At 72.1% G+C, this 13,494-nt stretch carries 13 protein-coding genes and 1 tRNA gene; 6 read left to right on the forward strand and 8 right to left on the reverse strand.

All coding sequences use genetic code 11. The features are described 5' to 3' along the window. Window positions 1–3: 3 nt before the first annotated feature. Both FHX31_RS29605 and FHX31_RS29610 read left to right on the forward strand, forming a co-directional pair. On the forward strand, window positions 4–276 hold the full coding sequence (locus FHX31_RS29605; protein ID WP_013473364.1) for a hypothetical protein: 273 nt from the start codon (window positions 4–6) through the stop codon (window positions 274–276). A 5-nt stretch (window positions 277–281) separates the two neighbouring features. Beyond that, a complete protein-coding gene (locus FHX31_RS29610; RefSeq protein ID WP_114919202.1) occupies window positions 282–932 on the forward strand; it encodes an aminodeoxychorismate/anthranilate synthase component II in 651 nt (216 codons plus the stop codon). A 178-nt stretch (window positions 933–1,110) separates the two neighbouring features. On the opposite strand, the gene pknB is transcribed toward FHX31_RS29610, so the two are convergent. The 7 genes from pknB to FHX31_RS29645 are packed head-to-tail and all read right to left on the reverse strand — an operon-like array spanning window position 1,111 to window position 10,064. Beyond that, window positions 1,111–2,943 carry a Stk1 family PASTA domain-containing Ser/Thr kinase gene (gene pknB / locus FHX31_RS29615; RefSeq protein WP_013473362.1) on the reverse strand — a complete coding sequence of 611 codons (1,833 nt, stop codon included), beginning with the start codon at window positions 2,941–2,943 and terminating at the stop codon, window positions 1,111–1,113. Further along, window positions 2,940–4,325 (reverse strand): serine/threonine-protein kinase, encoded by a 1,386-nt coding sequence (locus tag FHX31_RS29620; RefSeq protein WP_013283309.1) that lies wholly within the window; start codon window positions 4,323–4,325, stop codon window positions 2,940–2,942. Before FHX31_RS29620 ends, pknB begins: the two co-directional genes overlap by 4 nt. A 1-nt stretch (window position 4,326) precedes the next feature. Next, window positions 4,327–5,835: a peptidoglycan D,D-transpeptidase FtsI family protein gene (locus FHX31_RS29625; RefSeq protein WP_013283308.1), complete on the reverse strand. Its 1,509-nt coding sequence runs from the start codon at window positions 5,833–5,835 to the stop codon at window positions 4,327–4,329. Continuing rightward, entirely contained in the window at window positions 5,832–7,322 is a 1,491-nt protein-coding gene (locus FHX31_RS29630) for an FtsW/RodA/SpoVE family cell cycle protein (protein ID WP_013283307.1), read from the reverse strand. Before FHX31_RS29630 ends, FHX31_RS29625 begins: the two co-directional genes overlap by 4 nt. Before the next feature lie 28 nt (window positions 7,323–7,350). Then, the gene (locus tag FHX31_RS29635) at window positions 7,351–8,787 is read right to left on the reverse strand and encodes a protein phosphatase 2C domain-containing protein (protein WP_013283306.1); all 1,437 of its coding nucleotides are present in this window, start codon (window positions 8,785–8,787) and stop codon (window positions 7,351–7,353) included. Continuing rightward, a complete protein-coding gene (locus tag FHX31_RS29640) occupies window positions 8,784–9,269 on the reverse strand; it encodes an FHA domain-containing protein FhaB/FipA (protein ID WP_013283305.1) in 486 nt (161 codons plus the stop codon). The genes FHX31_RS29635 and FHX31_RS29640 overlap by 4 nt, the downstream gene beginning before the upstream one ends. Window positions 9,270–9,275: 6 nt before the next feature. After that, window positions 9,276–10,064: an FHA domain-containing protein gene (locus tag FHX31_RS29645; RefSeq protein WP_026267912.1), complete on the reverse strand. Its 789-nt coding sequence runs from the start codon at window positions 10,062–10,064 to the stop codon at window positions 9,276–9,278. A gap of 209 nt (window positions 10,065–10,273) precedes the next feature. Here FHX31_RS29645 and FHX31_RS29650 point away from each other — a divergent pair. From FHX31_RS29650 to FHX31_RS29665, 4 genes are all read left to right on the forward strand, one after another. Next, a tRNA-Leu gene (locus tag FHX31_RS29650) sits at window positions 10,274–10,359 on the forward strand. A gap of 71 nt (window positions 10,360–10,430) precedes the next feature. Beyond that, window positions 10,431–11,540, forward strand: a complete 1,110-nt coding sequence (locus FHX31_RS29655; RefSeq protein ID WP_030269640.1) for an NAD-dependent epimerase/dehydratase family protein — start codon at window positions 10,431–10,433, stop codon at window positions 11,538–11,540. Beyond that, window positions 11,537–12,343, forward strand: coding sequence for a WecB/TagA/CpsF family glycosyltransferase (locus FHX31_RS29660; protein ID WP_013473360.1), 807 nt, complete (start codon window positions 11,537–11,539; stop codon window positions 12,341–12,343). Before FHX31_RS29655 ends, FHX31_RS29660 begins: the two co-directional genes overlap by 4 nt. An 86-nt stretch (window positions 12,344–12,429) precedes the next feature. Next, window positions 12,430–13,032 (forward strand): hypothetical protein, encoded by a 603-nt coding sequence (locus FHX31_RS29665; protein WP_013473359.1) that lies wholly within the window; start codon window positions 12,430–12,432, stop codon window positions 13,030–13,032. On the opposite strand, the gene FHX31_RS29670 is transcribed toward FHX31_RS29665, so the two are convergent. Further along, a complete protein-coding gene (locus FHX31_RS29670; RefSeq protein ID WP_013283300.1) occupies window positions 13,000–13,398 on the reverse strand; it encodes a hypothetical protein in 399 nt (132 codons plus the stop codon). The genes FHX31_RS29665 and FHX31_RS29670 overlap by 33 nt on opposite strands. Window positions 13,399–13,494 lie beyond the last annotated feature (96 nt).

Below are 13,494 nucleotides of genomic sequence, written 5' to 3' on the forward strand. Positions count from 1 at the left end.
GCCGTGTACTCGTGGATCTGGCGCAAACTCCCGTTCGGGCTGCCCGGCAAGCTGTTCGGCTCGCTGGTGCTGGCCACCGCCACCGTCGCGCTGCTCTGGTTCGTGGTCTTCCCGTGGGCCGAGCCGCTGCTGCCCTTCGACGACGTGCAGGTCACCCAGGACTCCGGCGTACCGGGCGACGGTGGGATCACCGAGCCGACCGGGCTGCCCGGCGAGGAGGAACTGCCGTACAGCACCGAGACGAACAACGCCCCACCCTCCACCCCGAACAGGTGACAGCGATGCGCGTACTGGTGATCGACAACTACGACTCGTTCGTCTTCAACCTCGTGCAGTACCTCGGCCAGCTCGGCGCCGACTGCGAGGTGCGGCGCAACGACGAGATCGACGTCGCCGAGGTGGGCCGCGCCGGCGCCGCCGGTGTCCTGCTGTCACCCGGGCCGGGCAGCCCGGACCGGGCCGGCATCTGCCTGGACGTGATCCGCGAGTACGCGGGCAAGCTCCCGATCTTCGGCGTCTGCCTCGGTCACCAGGCAATCGGCGAGGCGTTCGGCGCGACTGTGGCCCGCGCGCCGGAACTGCTGCACGGCAAGACCTCGGAGGTACGCCACGACGGCGTGGGCGTGCTCGCCGGTCTGCCCGACCCGTTCACCGCCACCCGCTACCACTCGCTCGCCGTACTGCCCGAGACGCTCCCCGACGAGCTGGAGGTCACCGGCCGGACCGCCTCCGGTGTGGTGATGGCGATGCGGCACCGCACGCTGCCGATCGAGGGCGTGCAGTTCCACCCCGAGTCGGTGCTGACCGAGGGCGGTCACCTGATGCTGGCGAACTGGCTTGCCGCCTGCGGCTTCCCGGCGGCGCTGGAGCGCGCCCCGGAACTGGCCGCCGAGGTCGACGCCCGCCGCCGGGCCGCCTTCTCCCCAGCCTGACCCCCGCGCTTCCCGCCCTCACCCCCGCGGCGGTCCCGCCCGCCCTTTCTCCGTCGATCATGAAGTTGGCGGGGATAAATCGGACGCCTTGCGCCGCCAACTTCATGATCGTCGCGAGAATGGGCGCGGCGGCGGCCCCGGGGGTCGGGGACGCCGCCGCGTCGTGGTCAGGTCTGGCTCAGCGGTCGGTACGCGTCGGGGCCACCGGCGGGAACGGGAAGCCACTGCCGCCGCCGTTGCCGCCGCCGTTGCCCGGCGTGCTCGGGGACGTGCTGGGCGAGCCGCTCGGCGTCGGGCTGGTCGGCTCCTCCTCGCGCGGCACGTCGACCCGGATGGTCACCCGCTCGCCCTTGGCCAGGCTGGTCCCCGCGCGGGGTGACTGGCTGCTGACCTTGCCCGCCTCGGCCGGGTCGACCTCGTCGCCCTCCTGGACCCGGACCTCGTAGCCGGCCTCCTTGAGCCGCTGCGTCGCCTGGTCCTCGGTGTAGCCGCGGACGTTCGGCACCTCGCTCACGTTGCCCCGGGAGACCTTGAGCGTCACCTTGCTGCCCTCGGCGACCGGGCTGCCCTCATTGGGGGAAACGTCGACGACCTGGTCCTTCGGCGCGCTGTTGTTCACTTCCTCCACGACGGGAACGAGCTTCTGCTCGCGCAGACGCGTCTGCGCGGCATCCTTGGTGCTGCCCTTCAGGCCAGTGGGGATGGTGACCTGGCCCGGGCCGGTGCAGACGTTGACGGTGACCTCGGTGTCCTTCTCCACCCGCTGGCCGAACGACGGGCTCTGGTCGACCACCGAGCCCTTCTCGCACGTGGTGTTCTGCACCGGGTCACCTGCGGTGAAACGCAGCCCGGCCTGGTTGAGCGCCGCCTGCGCCTCGGCCTGCGAACGGCCCACCAACTGCGGCACCGACACCTTCTCGTTGCCGGCCTGGTTGAGCCAGAGCGCCGTGCCGAGCGCGATCACCGCGAGCACGCCGAGGGTGGCGAACGCGGCGATGACCCAGGACGAGCTCTTGCGCTTGCCCGGGTCGCCGACCCGCGCCGCCGGCTGCTGGCGGGTCTGCGGGCCCATCATCTGGGTCTGCTGCGCCTGGTGGTAGCCGCCCGCGGCGGCGCCCATCGGCATGGTCTCCTCGGCCGGCATCACCGGGGTGGCGAGCACCGGCCGGCCGGCGGCGGCGCGGAGCAGGTCCGCCCGCATCTCGCCGGCGCTCTGGTAGCGGTTGAGCGGGTTCTTCGACAGCGCCTTGAGCACGATGGCGTCGACAGCGGGGTTGACGTCCGGGTTGATCGTGCTCGGCGTCGGCGGCTGCTCCCGCACGTGCTGGTACGCGACGCTGACCGGGCTGTCCCCGACGAACGGCGGGTGGCCGCAGAGCAGCTCGAACAGCACGCAGCCGGCCGCGTAGACGTCGGAGCGGGCGTCGACCGCCTCGCCGCGCGCCTGCTCGGGGGAGAGGTATTGTGCGGTGCCGATGACCGCGCTGGTCTGCGTCATCGTGGTGGCGCCGCTGGCGAGCGCCCGGGCGATGCCGAAGTCCATCACCTTGACCTGGCCGGTCTGGGTGAGCATCACGTTTCCGGGCTTGATGTCCCGGTGGATGATCCCGTGCCGGTGGCTGAACTCCAGCGCGGCGCACATGTCGGCGCAGATCTCCAGCGCCCGGCGCGGCTGGAGCCGCCCCTCGACGCCGAGGACCTCCTTGAGGGTCCGGCCGTTGACGAACTCCATCACGATGAACGGCAGGGTCTCGCCCGTGGGGGCGGTCTCCTCACCGGTGTCGTAGACGGCGACGATGGCCGGGTGGTTGAGCGAGGCGGCGTTCTGCGCCTCACGGCGGAACCGCATCTGGAACGTGGCATCCCGGGCCAGATCGGCACGGAGCATCTTGATCGCGACATCCCGCCCGAGCCGGAGGTCACGGCCGCGGTGCACCTCGGCCATGCCGCCGTAGCCCAGCAGCTCGCCGACCTGGTACCTGCCACCGAGCAGGCGGGCCTGCGCTGTCATCGCGTCTCTCGTCCTTCGCTCGTCGTCGTACCGCCGCCGGCCGGCAGGAGGCGTACCTCACGACGGTACGACGTGCGGACCGGATAGTCGCCTCCGTACGGCTGCACCGCGCCGGAGGTCACGCTCACACTCGCCGAAGCGGATGCGGTAGCACCGTATTTCCGGTACAGGAACGAAATCACGCCCGAGCAGAGGATGACCAGTACGGCCACCACGATCGCCGTCGTCCACAGCCCGGACCGGGAGCGCCGGGGCGGAGCGGCGGCGGGCGGTCGCGCGTACCCCAGGGGGTTGTGCTGGGGCACGGGGCGTGGCTGCGGGACGGGGGCCGCGCCGCGCGGCGCCACCGGCGGACGGGGCTGCGGGGCGGGGTGCGCGATCACGGCCGGGCGCGGCGCGGCGACCGGCGGGCGGGCCGGTGACACGGGCGGCCGGGGCTGGGGGCGCGGGGCGGCGGCCGGCGGCTGCGGACGCGGAGCGGCGGTGGGCACCTGCGCCCGCGCGACGGGCGCGGCAGGCGAGGCGGGTACGCCGGAGATCGGGTGCCCGGAGCGGGCCGCCTGGGAGAGTGCGAGCTTGGCCTGCCGGGCGATGCTCGCCAGCGCGGCGGCGCTCGGCCAGCGCGCGGCCGGATCCTTCGCCATGGCCCGCTCGACGATCGCCCGGACCTGGGGCGGGATGTCGGCCGGAAGCGCCCGCGGAGTGTCCCGTACGTGTTTCATGGCGATCTCGAGGGGGTTGTCCCCCTCGAACGGGCGGCGGCCGGCCAGGCACTGGTACGCGACCACGCCCAGCGCGTAGACGTCCGAGGCGGGGGTGGCGACAGCGCCGGTGGCCTGCTCCGGCGAGATGTACGAGGCGGTGCCGAGCACCGAGCCGGCGGCGGTGAGCTGGCCGACCAGGTCCGAGCGGGCGATGCCGAAGTCGGTGAGCACGAGCGTGCCGTTCGGCCGGACCAGCAGGTTGCCGGGCTTCACGTCGCGGTGCACGATGCCCTTCTCGTGCGCCGCGTGCAACGCGTCGGCGGCCTGCGCCAGCAGTGCCATCGTGCGGGCCGGGGTCAGCCGGCCGACGCGGCTGAGCGTGGCGGAGAGCGCGTCGCCCTCGACGTACTCCATCACCAGGAAGGCGATGTGCTGGTCGCTGCCGAAGTCGTAGACGTCGACCACGCCGGGGTGGTTGATGGTGGCCATGGTCCGGGCCTCGCCGCGGAACCGCTCGGCGAAGCCCGGTTCGTCCAGCAGCGCCGGGAGCAGGCTCTTCACCGCGACGGTACGGCCCAGCACCTGGTCGGTGCCGCGCCACACGTCGCCCATGCCACCGCTGGCGATCCGCTCGTCGAGGCGGTAGCGGTTGCCGAGCTTCACTCCCGGACCGAGCACGTCAGCGCCTCCCGGAGTCGGCGATCGCCGCCGCCATGATCCGGCCGGCGATGCGGGCCGCCTCGGCGCTGCCGCCGCTGCCCGCCTGCTCCAGCTCGACGCAGACCGCGGAGAGCGGCGTGCCGTCCTTGTCCAGGGCGAAGCCGATGAACCAGCCGTGGTCCGGGGTGTTCGGGCCGGACTGGGCGGTACCGGTCTTGCCGCCGACCAGGAAGCCGTCGATGGCGGCCCGGCGGCCGGTGCCCTCCTTCACCACGTTCTGCATCATGTCGCGCAGGTCGGCGGCGACCTGGCCGCTGATCGGGCGGCGCAGCTCGCGCGGCTGGGCGGCGTCGTAGACGGTGGTGCGGTCCGGCCCGAGCAGCTGCTTGACCAGGTACGGACGCATCTGCTTGCCGTCCTTGTTGGCCACCGCGGCGGCGATCATCGCGCCCTGCAACGGGGTCATCCGCACGTTGTTCTGGCCGATCGACGACTGCGCCAGAGCGGCCTGGTCGGTGCTGCCGTCCGGGTTCTGCATGTCGCCGGTGCGGCTGGCCGCCACCGGCAGGCCGCCCTCACCGAGCTGGCCGACGGTGAGGTCCTCCTGCTCGAAGCCGAACTGCTTGGCCTTCTCCTTGACCTTGTCCGAGCCGAGGCGTACGCCGAGCTGGGCGAAGCCGGTGTTGCAGGACTCGGTCACCGCCTCGCGCAGCGTCACCTGCGACTCGGGGCAGATCGACGGCGCGGCGTTGCGGATCGGCTGACCGGCACCGGGCGCGGTGTAGCTGGAACCGGCCGGGATGCGGGTCTGCTGCCCGACGCCGTTCTCCAGCGCAGCCGCCGCCATGATGATCTTGAAGGTGGAGCCCGGCGGCAGCGTCTCGGACAGCGCCCGGTTCGCCAGCGGCCGGTCCTTGTCCTTCTCCAGCGTGTTGTACGCCCGGTCCGCCTCGGTGCTGTTGTGACTCGCCAGCGGGTTCGGGTCGAAGCTCGGCATGGACACCAGCGCCTGCACCGCGCCGGTACGCGGGTCGATCGCGATGGCCGCGCCCTTGGTCGCGCCGACCTGGTTGTCGTTGAGCTGCTTGTACGCCGTCTCCTGGGCCCGCTTGGAGAGCGTCAGCAGCACGTTCCCGCCACCGGTCTCGTCACCGGTGAACATGTCCTTGATCCGGCTGGCGATGAGCGCGTCGCTGGTGCCGGCGAGGAAGTCGTTCTCCACCCGCTCGATGCCGCTCGCGCTGCCGTTGACCGGCTTCCAGCCGAGCACGTGCGCGTACATCGCCCCTCCCGGGTAGGTGCGCTGGTACTTCAGCTCACCGCCGGTCTCCTTGCTGACCGCGTACGCGGTGCCGCCCACCTCGATGTTCCCGCGCTTGCGGTCGTACTCGGCGACCTGGACCCGGCCGTTGTAGTCGCTGTTGCGGTACTCGTCGGCCTTGTAGGCCTGGATCCAGTTCAGGTTCGCGAACAGGAGCCCGAACAGGACCATCACGACCACGCCGACGCGGCGCAGAGGGGCATTCACGGCCGGATCACCTCCGTCGGGGCGCCGTGCAACTGCTCGGGCGGGCCGCCTGCCGGCCGGGCGGCCGGGCCACCGCCGCCGGTCACCGGGCGGCGGGCGCCGTCCGAGACCCGCAGCAGCAGGGCGATCAGCAGCCAGTTCGCCATCAGCGAGGAGCCACCGGCGGACAGGAACGGGGTGGTCTGACCGGTCAGCGGGATGAGCTTGCTGATGCCGCCGACGATGACGAAGACCTGGAGGCCCAGCGTGAACGCCAGACCACCGGCGAGCAGCTTGCCGAACGAGTCCCGTACCGCCAGCGCGGCACGCAGGCCACGCTCGACGATCAGCAGGTAGATCACCAGCAGCGCGGAGAGACCGAACAGGCCGATCTCCTCACCGATGCCGGCGAAGATGAAGTCGGTCTGCACCTCGGGCAGCAGCGCCGGCTGGCCGCCGCCCGGCCCGGCCCCGAACAGGCCGCCGGTGCCGAGCGTGAGCAGACCCTGCACCAGCTGGTAGCCCCTGTCGTACGGCTCGGCGAACGGGTCCAGCCAGATCTGCGCCCGGTCGTAGAAGTTCGCGAACGGGCCGCCCACGGTGCTGCCCAGCACGTACGCCAGGTAGGCGCCGCCGAAGAACAGGATCAGGCCGATGAGCAGCCAGCTGACCCGCTCGGTGGCGATGTAGAGCGTCACCACGAACATGCCGAAGTAGAGCAGCGAGGTGCCGAGGTCCTTCTCGAAGATCAGGACCAGGAGGCTGACCAGCCAGACCACGAGCACCGGGCCGAGGTCTCGCCCGCGCGGGAAGTCGATGCCCAGCACCCGCCGGCTGGCGAGCGAGAGCACCTCGCGCTTGCGCACCAGGTAGTAGGCGAAGAACGTGAGCAGGGCCAGCTTGGCGAACTCACCCGGCTGGATGGAGAACCCGCCGAACTTGATCCACAGCTTCGCGCCGTTGATCTCGGAGAACCGGCTGGGCAACACCGCCGGGATCATCACCAGCACGATGCCGGCCAGGCCCAGCGTGTACGCGTACCGGGACAGCGAACGGTGGTCGCGCAGGATCGCCAGCAGAGCGGCGGCGAGCACCACCGCGGCGAGCGTCCAGGCGAGCTGCCGGCCGCCGGTGCCGGCGAAGACGGCCAGGTCCTCCCGCTCGGCGGGCGTGGCCTTGGCCAGGTCGTAGCGGCGCAGGAAGCCGACCCCGATGCCGTTGAGCAGTGCCACCGCCGGCAGCAGCGCCGGATCGGCGTACGGCGCCAGCCAGCGGATCACCAGGTGCAGACCGAGGAAGACCAGCCCCAGCGCGGCGGCCGGAATCCAGAAGTCGGGCGTGATCGTGTCCAGCGCCTTCGCCTCGATCATCGCCGCGTACGCCGCGACGAGCACCATGGCGAGCAGGAGCAGGGACAGCTCGGCGTTGCGCCGGGACCGGGCCAGGCGTACGCCGGACTCCTCGCCCGTCGAAGCGGGCGAGGCGGCCGGTACGGCGGCTGCGGTCACGGATACGTCCTCGGGATCGAGCCGGCACTCACTCCGGCGACCGGCAACCCGCCGGGTCGGCCGGCGGAACGGTGTCGGAGGGTACGGCGTCGGGCGTGATGGTCGTCAGCGGCGTCGACGCGCCGGGGCTCGGTGAGCCGGCCGGCGGAACGGACGGTGCGGGACTGCCGCTGACCTGCGGGTTCAGCCCGCCCGCTGCCGGGCTCGGACTGGTCGCACCGGGCGACGGGTCGGGCGGGCAGAGCGGCTTGAGGTTCGGGTTCGCCGGATCCTCACTCGTCAGCTCCGCCAGCCGGCGCTCCGCGTCCGGCTCGTTGCGGGCCTGGATGCCCTGCTTCACCCGCTCCTGGGCGGCGAGGGTGAGGTCGTCGAGCCGGGCCTCGCTGCGCTCGTGCACGTTCGACAGGTCCAGTCCGGCGACCTGGCCGGGCACCCCGCGGAAGACCGCGAGCTGGCCGTCGTCGGTGGCGCCGACGTAGAACTGCCGCTGGGTGTACGTCCACCCGCCGAACGCGCCACCGCCGACGATCACCGCGAGCGCCAGCACCATGGCGACGGTGCGCAGCGGCCGGCGGCGACGCCGTTCCGGCTCGTCGTCGCGGTTGTCCGCCGGCTCCTCCGGCGCGGGTGGCCGGGGGGCGGACAGCGCCGAGGCGCGGGCCGCCGGGGTGGAGTCGTCGGCCGAGGTCGCCATGCCCCGGTCGCGGGCGGCGGCGCCGCCGACGATCGGGGACGCCTCGACGATGTCCTGGTCGGTGGCGTCGGCGATGATCACCGTGATGTTGTCCGGGCCGCCGCCGCGCAGCGCGAGCTGCACCAGGCGTTCCACGCACCGCTGCGGGTCGGGGTACTCCCGCATGGTGTCCGCGATGGTCTCCGCGCTGACCACGCCGGAGAGCCCGTCGGAGCAGATCAGGTAGCGGTCGCCGGGCAGCACCTGGCGGACGCTGTACTCCGGGTCGATGTCGCGGCCGTCGAGCGCCCGGGTGAGCAGCGAGCGCTGGGGGTGACTGCTCGCCTCCTCCGCGCTGATCCGGCCCTCGTCGACGAGCATCTGGACGTACGTGTCGTCCTTGGTGATCTGCGCGAACTCGCCGTTGCGCAGGAGATAGGCCCGGGAGTCACCGATGTGGACCATGCCGAGCTTGCTGCCGGAGAAGAGGGTCGCGGTGAGCGTCGTGCCCATCCCCTCCAGCTGCGGGTTGGCGTCCACGGTGTCGCGGAGCTGCTGGTTGGCGGTGCCCACGGCGGAGCGGAGCGCGTCGACCAGGGCGTCACCGGGGACGTCCTCGTCGAGGGGCGCCATGGCACCGATGACGATGTTGCTGGCGACGTCACCGGCGGCCATGCCGCCCATGCCGTCGGCCACGGCGAGCAGCCGCGGTCCGGCGTAGACGGAATCTTGATTACCGTCTCGGATCAGACCGCGGTCGCTGTGGGCCGCGTAGCGCAGGGTCAGAGTCATGGCCGTAATTCGAGGGAAGTGCGGCCGATCCGGATCGGCACGCCGAGGGGGACGGGGGTTGGTCCGGTGACCTTAGCGCGATCGAGATAGGTGCCGTTAGTCGATCCGAGGTCCTCGACGTACCACTGCCCGTCGCGGGGCACCAGCCGGGCGTGTCGCGCCGAGGCGTAGTCGTCGGTGATCACCAGGGTCGAGTCCTCCGCGCGGCCGATGGTGATCTGGGCCTCCCCGAGCGTGATCCGGGTGCCGGCGAGCTGACCGGCGGTGACCACCAGCTGGTGGGCGGCCCGGCCGCGCTTGGCCTTCGCCGGCTTCCCCGGCTGCCCGGTCGACGCGCCGATCCCCCGCGGCGCGGCCACGAGCCGGCCCGACCGGGCACCGGCGAAGAGGTCCCGGCGGATCACGCCGACCACCGTGAACACGAAGATCCACAGCAGGATCAGGAACCCGAACCGGGCGACGGTGATGACGAGTTCCGGCAACGCGGATCAGCCGTCCACGCGGAAGGTCAGCGTCGTGGTGCCGAGCTGGATCATGTCGCCGGGGTTGAGGGCGACCGCCGAGACCCGCTGGCCGTTGACCATCGTGCCGTTGGTGGAACCCAGGTCGGTCAGCACCACCTGGCCGCCGTCGAAGTCCAGCCGGGCGTGGCGCCGGGAGATGCCGACGTCGGGCAGGCGCAGGTTGGCCTGGTCGCCTCGGCCGATCACGGTCGAGCCCATCTGGAGGGGGTAGGTGCGGCCGTCGCCGGAGACCAGGCGGACGTTGCGGCCGCCGCCGTGACCGGGCGGAGGGCCGTAGCCGCCACCCTGGTCGTACGCCGGGTACGCCGGGCCGGCGTCGTAGCCGCCGGGCGCGGAGACCGGGGCGACGTCCCCGCCGGTGTAGACCTCGGCGGTGACCCGGAACATGCCGGTGTCCAGGCCCTCACCGCGTTCGACCTCGACGATCACGTCGCCGTAGACCGTCCACGCCTGCTCGCCGATGAACTCCGCCTGCGACTGGGCCAGCTCCTGGGCCAGCGCGGCAGCGTACGGCGCCAGCCGACTGTGGTCGTAGGGCGAGAGATCGATCACGTAGCGGTTGGGCACAAGGGTGCGCCCACCGGCCAGGATCGCCTTGTGCGCCTCGGCCTCCCGCTGCATGGCGTTGAGGATCTCCACGGGGTGGACCACCCCTTTGAAGACCTTGGCGAAGGCCCCCTCGACCAGGCCTTCCAGACGCTTCTCGAAGCGTTGCAGCACGCTCACCGGCTCCTCCTCGGGTCCCGAGGCAATGATGGTATCCGGACACCGCCTCCGCAGCTCACACGCCGCTCGGCCGGCTGCCGTCGGCCCGTTCGTGACCAGGCCCGCGAGCGTGCTAGAGTTTCGCCCGCCACGAGCGGTGATCGTTCGTGGCGTGACCAGTGGACAGCGTAATATGTCCCGGCACCCGCCGCAGATGGCGGGCGCGGGATGCGATATGGTGTTCCAGGTCGTGCCACGGGGATGTGGCGGAATGGCAGACGCGCACGGTTCAGGTCCGTGTGTCCGAAAGGACGTGGGGGTTCAACTCCCCCCATCCCCACCAGGACAAGGGCTCCGCACACAGCGGGGCCCTTGCTTCGTATCGGGGCGTTCCGGACGTCACGCTATGCTCCGATGGTTTCCCTGCCTCCCATGGACCAGGAGTGGCGTGTGACTGTCGCGTTGGTGACCGGTTCCGGCGGTCTGATCGGCTCCGAGGCGGCCCGGCACTTCGCCGGACTCGGTCTCGACGTGGTCGGCATCGACAACGACATGCGGCGGTACTTCTTCGGCGAGGACGGCTCGACCGCCTGGAGCCTCGACCGGCTCGCCGCCGACCTCGGCTCCGCGTACACCCACCACGCCGTCGACATCCGCGACCGCGACGGGCTGGAGCAGGTCTTCAAGCGGTACGGCAAGGACATCGCCGTGGTGATCCACAGCGCCGCCCAGCCGAGCCACGACTGGGCCGCCAAGGAGCCGTTCACCGACTTCGACGTGAACGCCGGCGGCACGCTCAACGTGCTGGAGAACACCCGGCGGCACGCCGTCGACGCGCCGTTCATCCACTGCTCCACCAACAAGGTGTACGGCGACCGGCCGAACTCGCTCCCGCTGATCGAGCTGGAGACCCGGTACGAGCTGCCCGAGGACCACCGCTGGTACGACGGCATCACCGAGGACATGTCGATCGACGAGTCGCTGCACTCGATCTTCGGCGCTTCGAAGGTCGCCTCCGACGTGATGGTCCAGGAGTACGGCCGCTACTTCGACATGAGGACCGCCTGCTTCCGGGGCGGCACGCTGACCGGCCCGGCGCACTCCGCCGCCGAGCTGCACGGCTTCCTGGCGTACCTGATGCGCTGCGTGATGGAGGGCCGGACGTACAACCTCTTCGGCTACAAGGGGAAGATGGTCCGGGACGCCATCCACTCGCACGACGTCCTCACCGCGTTCGAGGCGTTCTTCCGCGAGCCGCGCTCGGCCCAGGTCTACAACCTCGGCGGCGGCCGGCACTCCAACACCTCGCACATCGAGGCGTTCCGGGTCGCCCAGGAGATCACCGGCCGCGAGGCCCGGATCAACTACGTCGAGCAGGCCCGCACCGGCGACCACCAGTGGTACGTCAGCAGCATGGCCCGCTTCGAGGAGCACTACCCGTCCTGGAAGATCACGTACGACGTGCCGATGATCCTCCGCGAGATCTACGAGGCGAACGCCGACAAGTGGGTGCCGAAGGCATGACCGCCGGGACCAAGCGCAACGTGCTCGGCGTCGGGGTCGACGCCACCGACTACGCCCGGGCCACCGAGGCCGTGGTGGCGGCCGCGCACGAGCGCCGCCCGCTGGCGCTCACCGCGCTGGCGGTGCACGGCGTGATGACCGGCGTGCTCGACCCGGCGCACAACGCCCGGCTCAACTCGTTCGACGTGGTCACCCCGGACGGGCAGCCGGTGCGCTGGGCGCTCAACCTGCTGCACGGCGCCGGGCTCACCGACCGCGTCTACGGCCCGGAGCTGACCCTGCGGGTGCTCGCCCGGTTCGCCGAGGAAGGGCTGCCCGTCTACCTCTACGGCTCCACCGAGGAGACGCTGTCCCGGCTGGTCCCGGCGCTGGAGCGCAAGTTTCCCGCGCTGAAGGTCGCCGGGGTCGAGCCGTCCAAGTTCCGCGCCGTCGCGCCGGGCGAGGACGCCGAGATCGCCGACCGGATCCGGGCCAGCGGCGCCCGCCTCGTCCTGGTCGGGCTGGGCTGTCCGCGCCAGGAGGTCTTCGCGTACGCGATGCGCCCGCTGCTGGACATGCCGCTGATGGCAGTCGGCGCGGCCTTCGACTACCACGCCGGCCTGCTGCGCAACCCGCCACCGTGGATGCAGCGCGCCGGGCTGGAGTGGTTCTGGCGGCTCGGCCTGGAGCCCAAGCGCCTGTGGCGCAGGTACGTCATCCTCAACCCGGCCTACCTGGCCCGGCTCGCGGCCCAGAAGACCGGCCTGTGGAAGGCCACCCCGCCGGCGCCGGCCACCGGGCGACCGGCCACGTTCGACGTCTGAGCCGTACCCCTACGGGCACGGGTACGGGACGAACCGGGGTGCCGTCCCGGATTCGGCGGACGTCGAAACGGGCAAGGCTAGGGGCCATGGATGACCGTCTCGCCCTGCTGCTTCCCGTCGCCGCCGTCTGGCTCGCCGCCGGACTGGTCGCGGAGGGCCTGCCCGGGCTGGACCGCGCCCGCGCGCTGCGTCGGCGTACCGGATGGTTGTCCGTCCTGGTGCTGACCGGCCTCGCGCTCACCGCGGCGGTCCTCGCCGCGGGCCTGCAGAGCGCCGGTGACACCACTGTGGACCGGGCCGCCGCCGCGCTCGGCGTCGCCGCGGTGCCGGCGGCCGTCGTGGCGGTCTGCACGGTACGGCGGGTCCGGCGGCTGCGGTCCGGCGCGGGCGCGTTCGCGGCGGCGCCGGAGACGCCCGCCCCGCACGGGCTGCGCGCGGCGGCAGCGCACCCGCTGATCGCGCTGCCGCTCCAGGCGACGGCGATCGCGGTGCTGGTGGCGGTGCTGCCGGCGATCGGCGTCGACCTGTTCACCGCGCCGGGCGTCGCCGGACCGGTGATCACCGTCGGGGTGCTCGGCGTGTGCGCGATCGGAGTACGCCACGCGCTCCGGCACAACCGGCTCGCCGAGCGGGCGATGCCGGCCGCCGAGGCGGTGTCAGCGCGACCGGCTCGCGCCCTGCACGTATAGCAGTTCCAGGATCGCCCGGGTCGCCTCGAACCAGCGGTCCAGCCAGCCGGGCGGGGGCACACTGCCCTTCGGGGGCAGCTCCATCAGCAGGCCGCGCAGCAGCGGGTGGTCCACCAGGGACTCCTGCTGCTCGACCGGCCAGCCGCTCGGCGGGAAGGACGGCTCGGTCAGCGGGTTGGGGTCCAGCGACGGCAGGGACAGCGGCGCCGTGGCCTGCTCGGGGACGCCACTCTCGCGGGCGTCCTCGCCGTCACCGGAGACCACCTCGGTGAGGACGGTGTCCCGGCGGGCACCCCGGTACTTGCCACCGAACCGCTCGGGCTTGCCCGGGCCGCTGGTGAGGTTCTCTGAACCGATCGTCGTCATCCGTCTCGCCTGCCTTGTTCGGTTGCCGATCCGTGCGGTTCAACGAGGCGGATCGGAACTGGCGACGGGTGCCCGCCGCCGCACGGGCACGCGGAC

The organism is Micromonospora sp. CNZ286, assembly GCF_014207755.1.

Coding starts and splice junctions, on each gene's coding strand:
- FHX31_RS29660 (WP_013473360.1), top strand. CDS start 11,537: ATGACCGCCGGGACCAAGCGCAACGTGCTCGGCGTCGGGGTCGACGCC.
- FHX31_RS29665 (WP_013473359.1), top strand. CDS start 12,430: ATGGATGACCGTCTCGCCCTGCTGCTTCCCGTCGCCGCCGTCTGGCTC.
- pknB (WP_013473362.1), bottom strand. CDS start 2,943: ATGACAGCGCAGGCCCGCCTGCTCGGTGGCAGGTACCAGGTCGGCGAG.
- FHX31_RS29610 (WP_114919202.1), top strand. CDS start 282: ATGCGCGTACTGGTGATCGACAACTACGACTCGTTCGTCTTCAACCTC.
- FHX31_RS29670 (WP_013283300.1), bottom strand. CDS start 13,398: ATGACGACGATCGGTTCAGAGAACCTCACCAGCGGCCCGGGCAAGCCC.
- FHX31_RS29655 (WP_030269640.1), top strand. CDS start 10,431: ATGGTTTCCCTGCCTCCCATGGACCAGGAGTGGCGTGTGACTGTCGCG.
- FHX31_RS29635 (WP_013283306.1), bottom strand. CDS start 8,787: ATGACTCTGACCCTGCGCTACGCGGCCCACAGCGACCGCGGTCTGATC.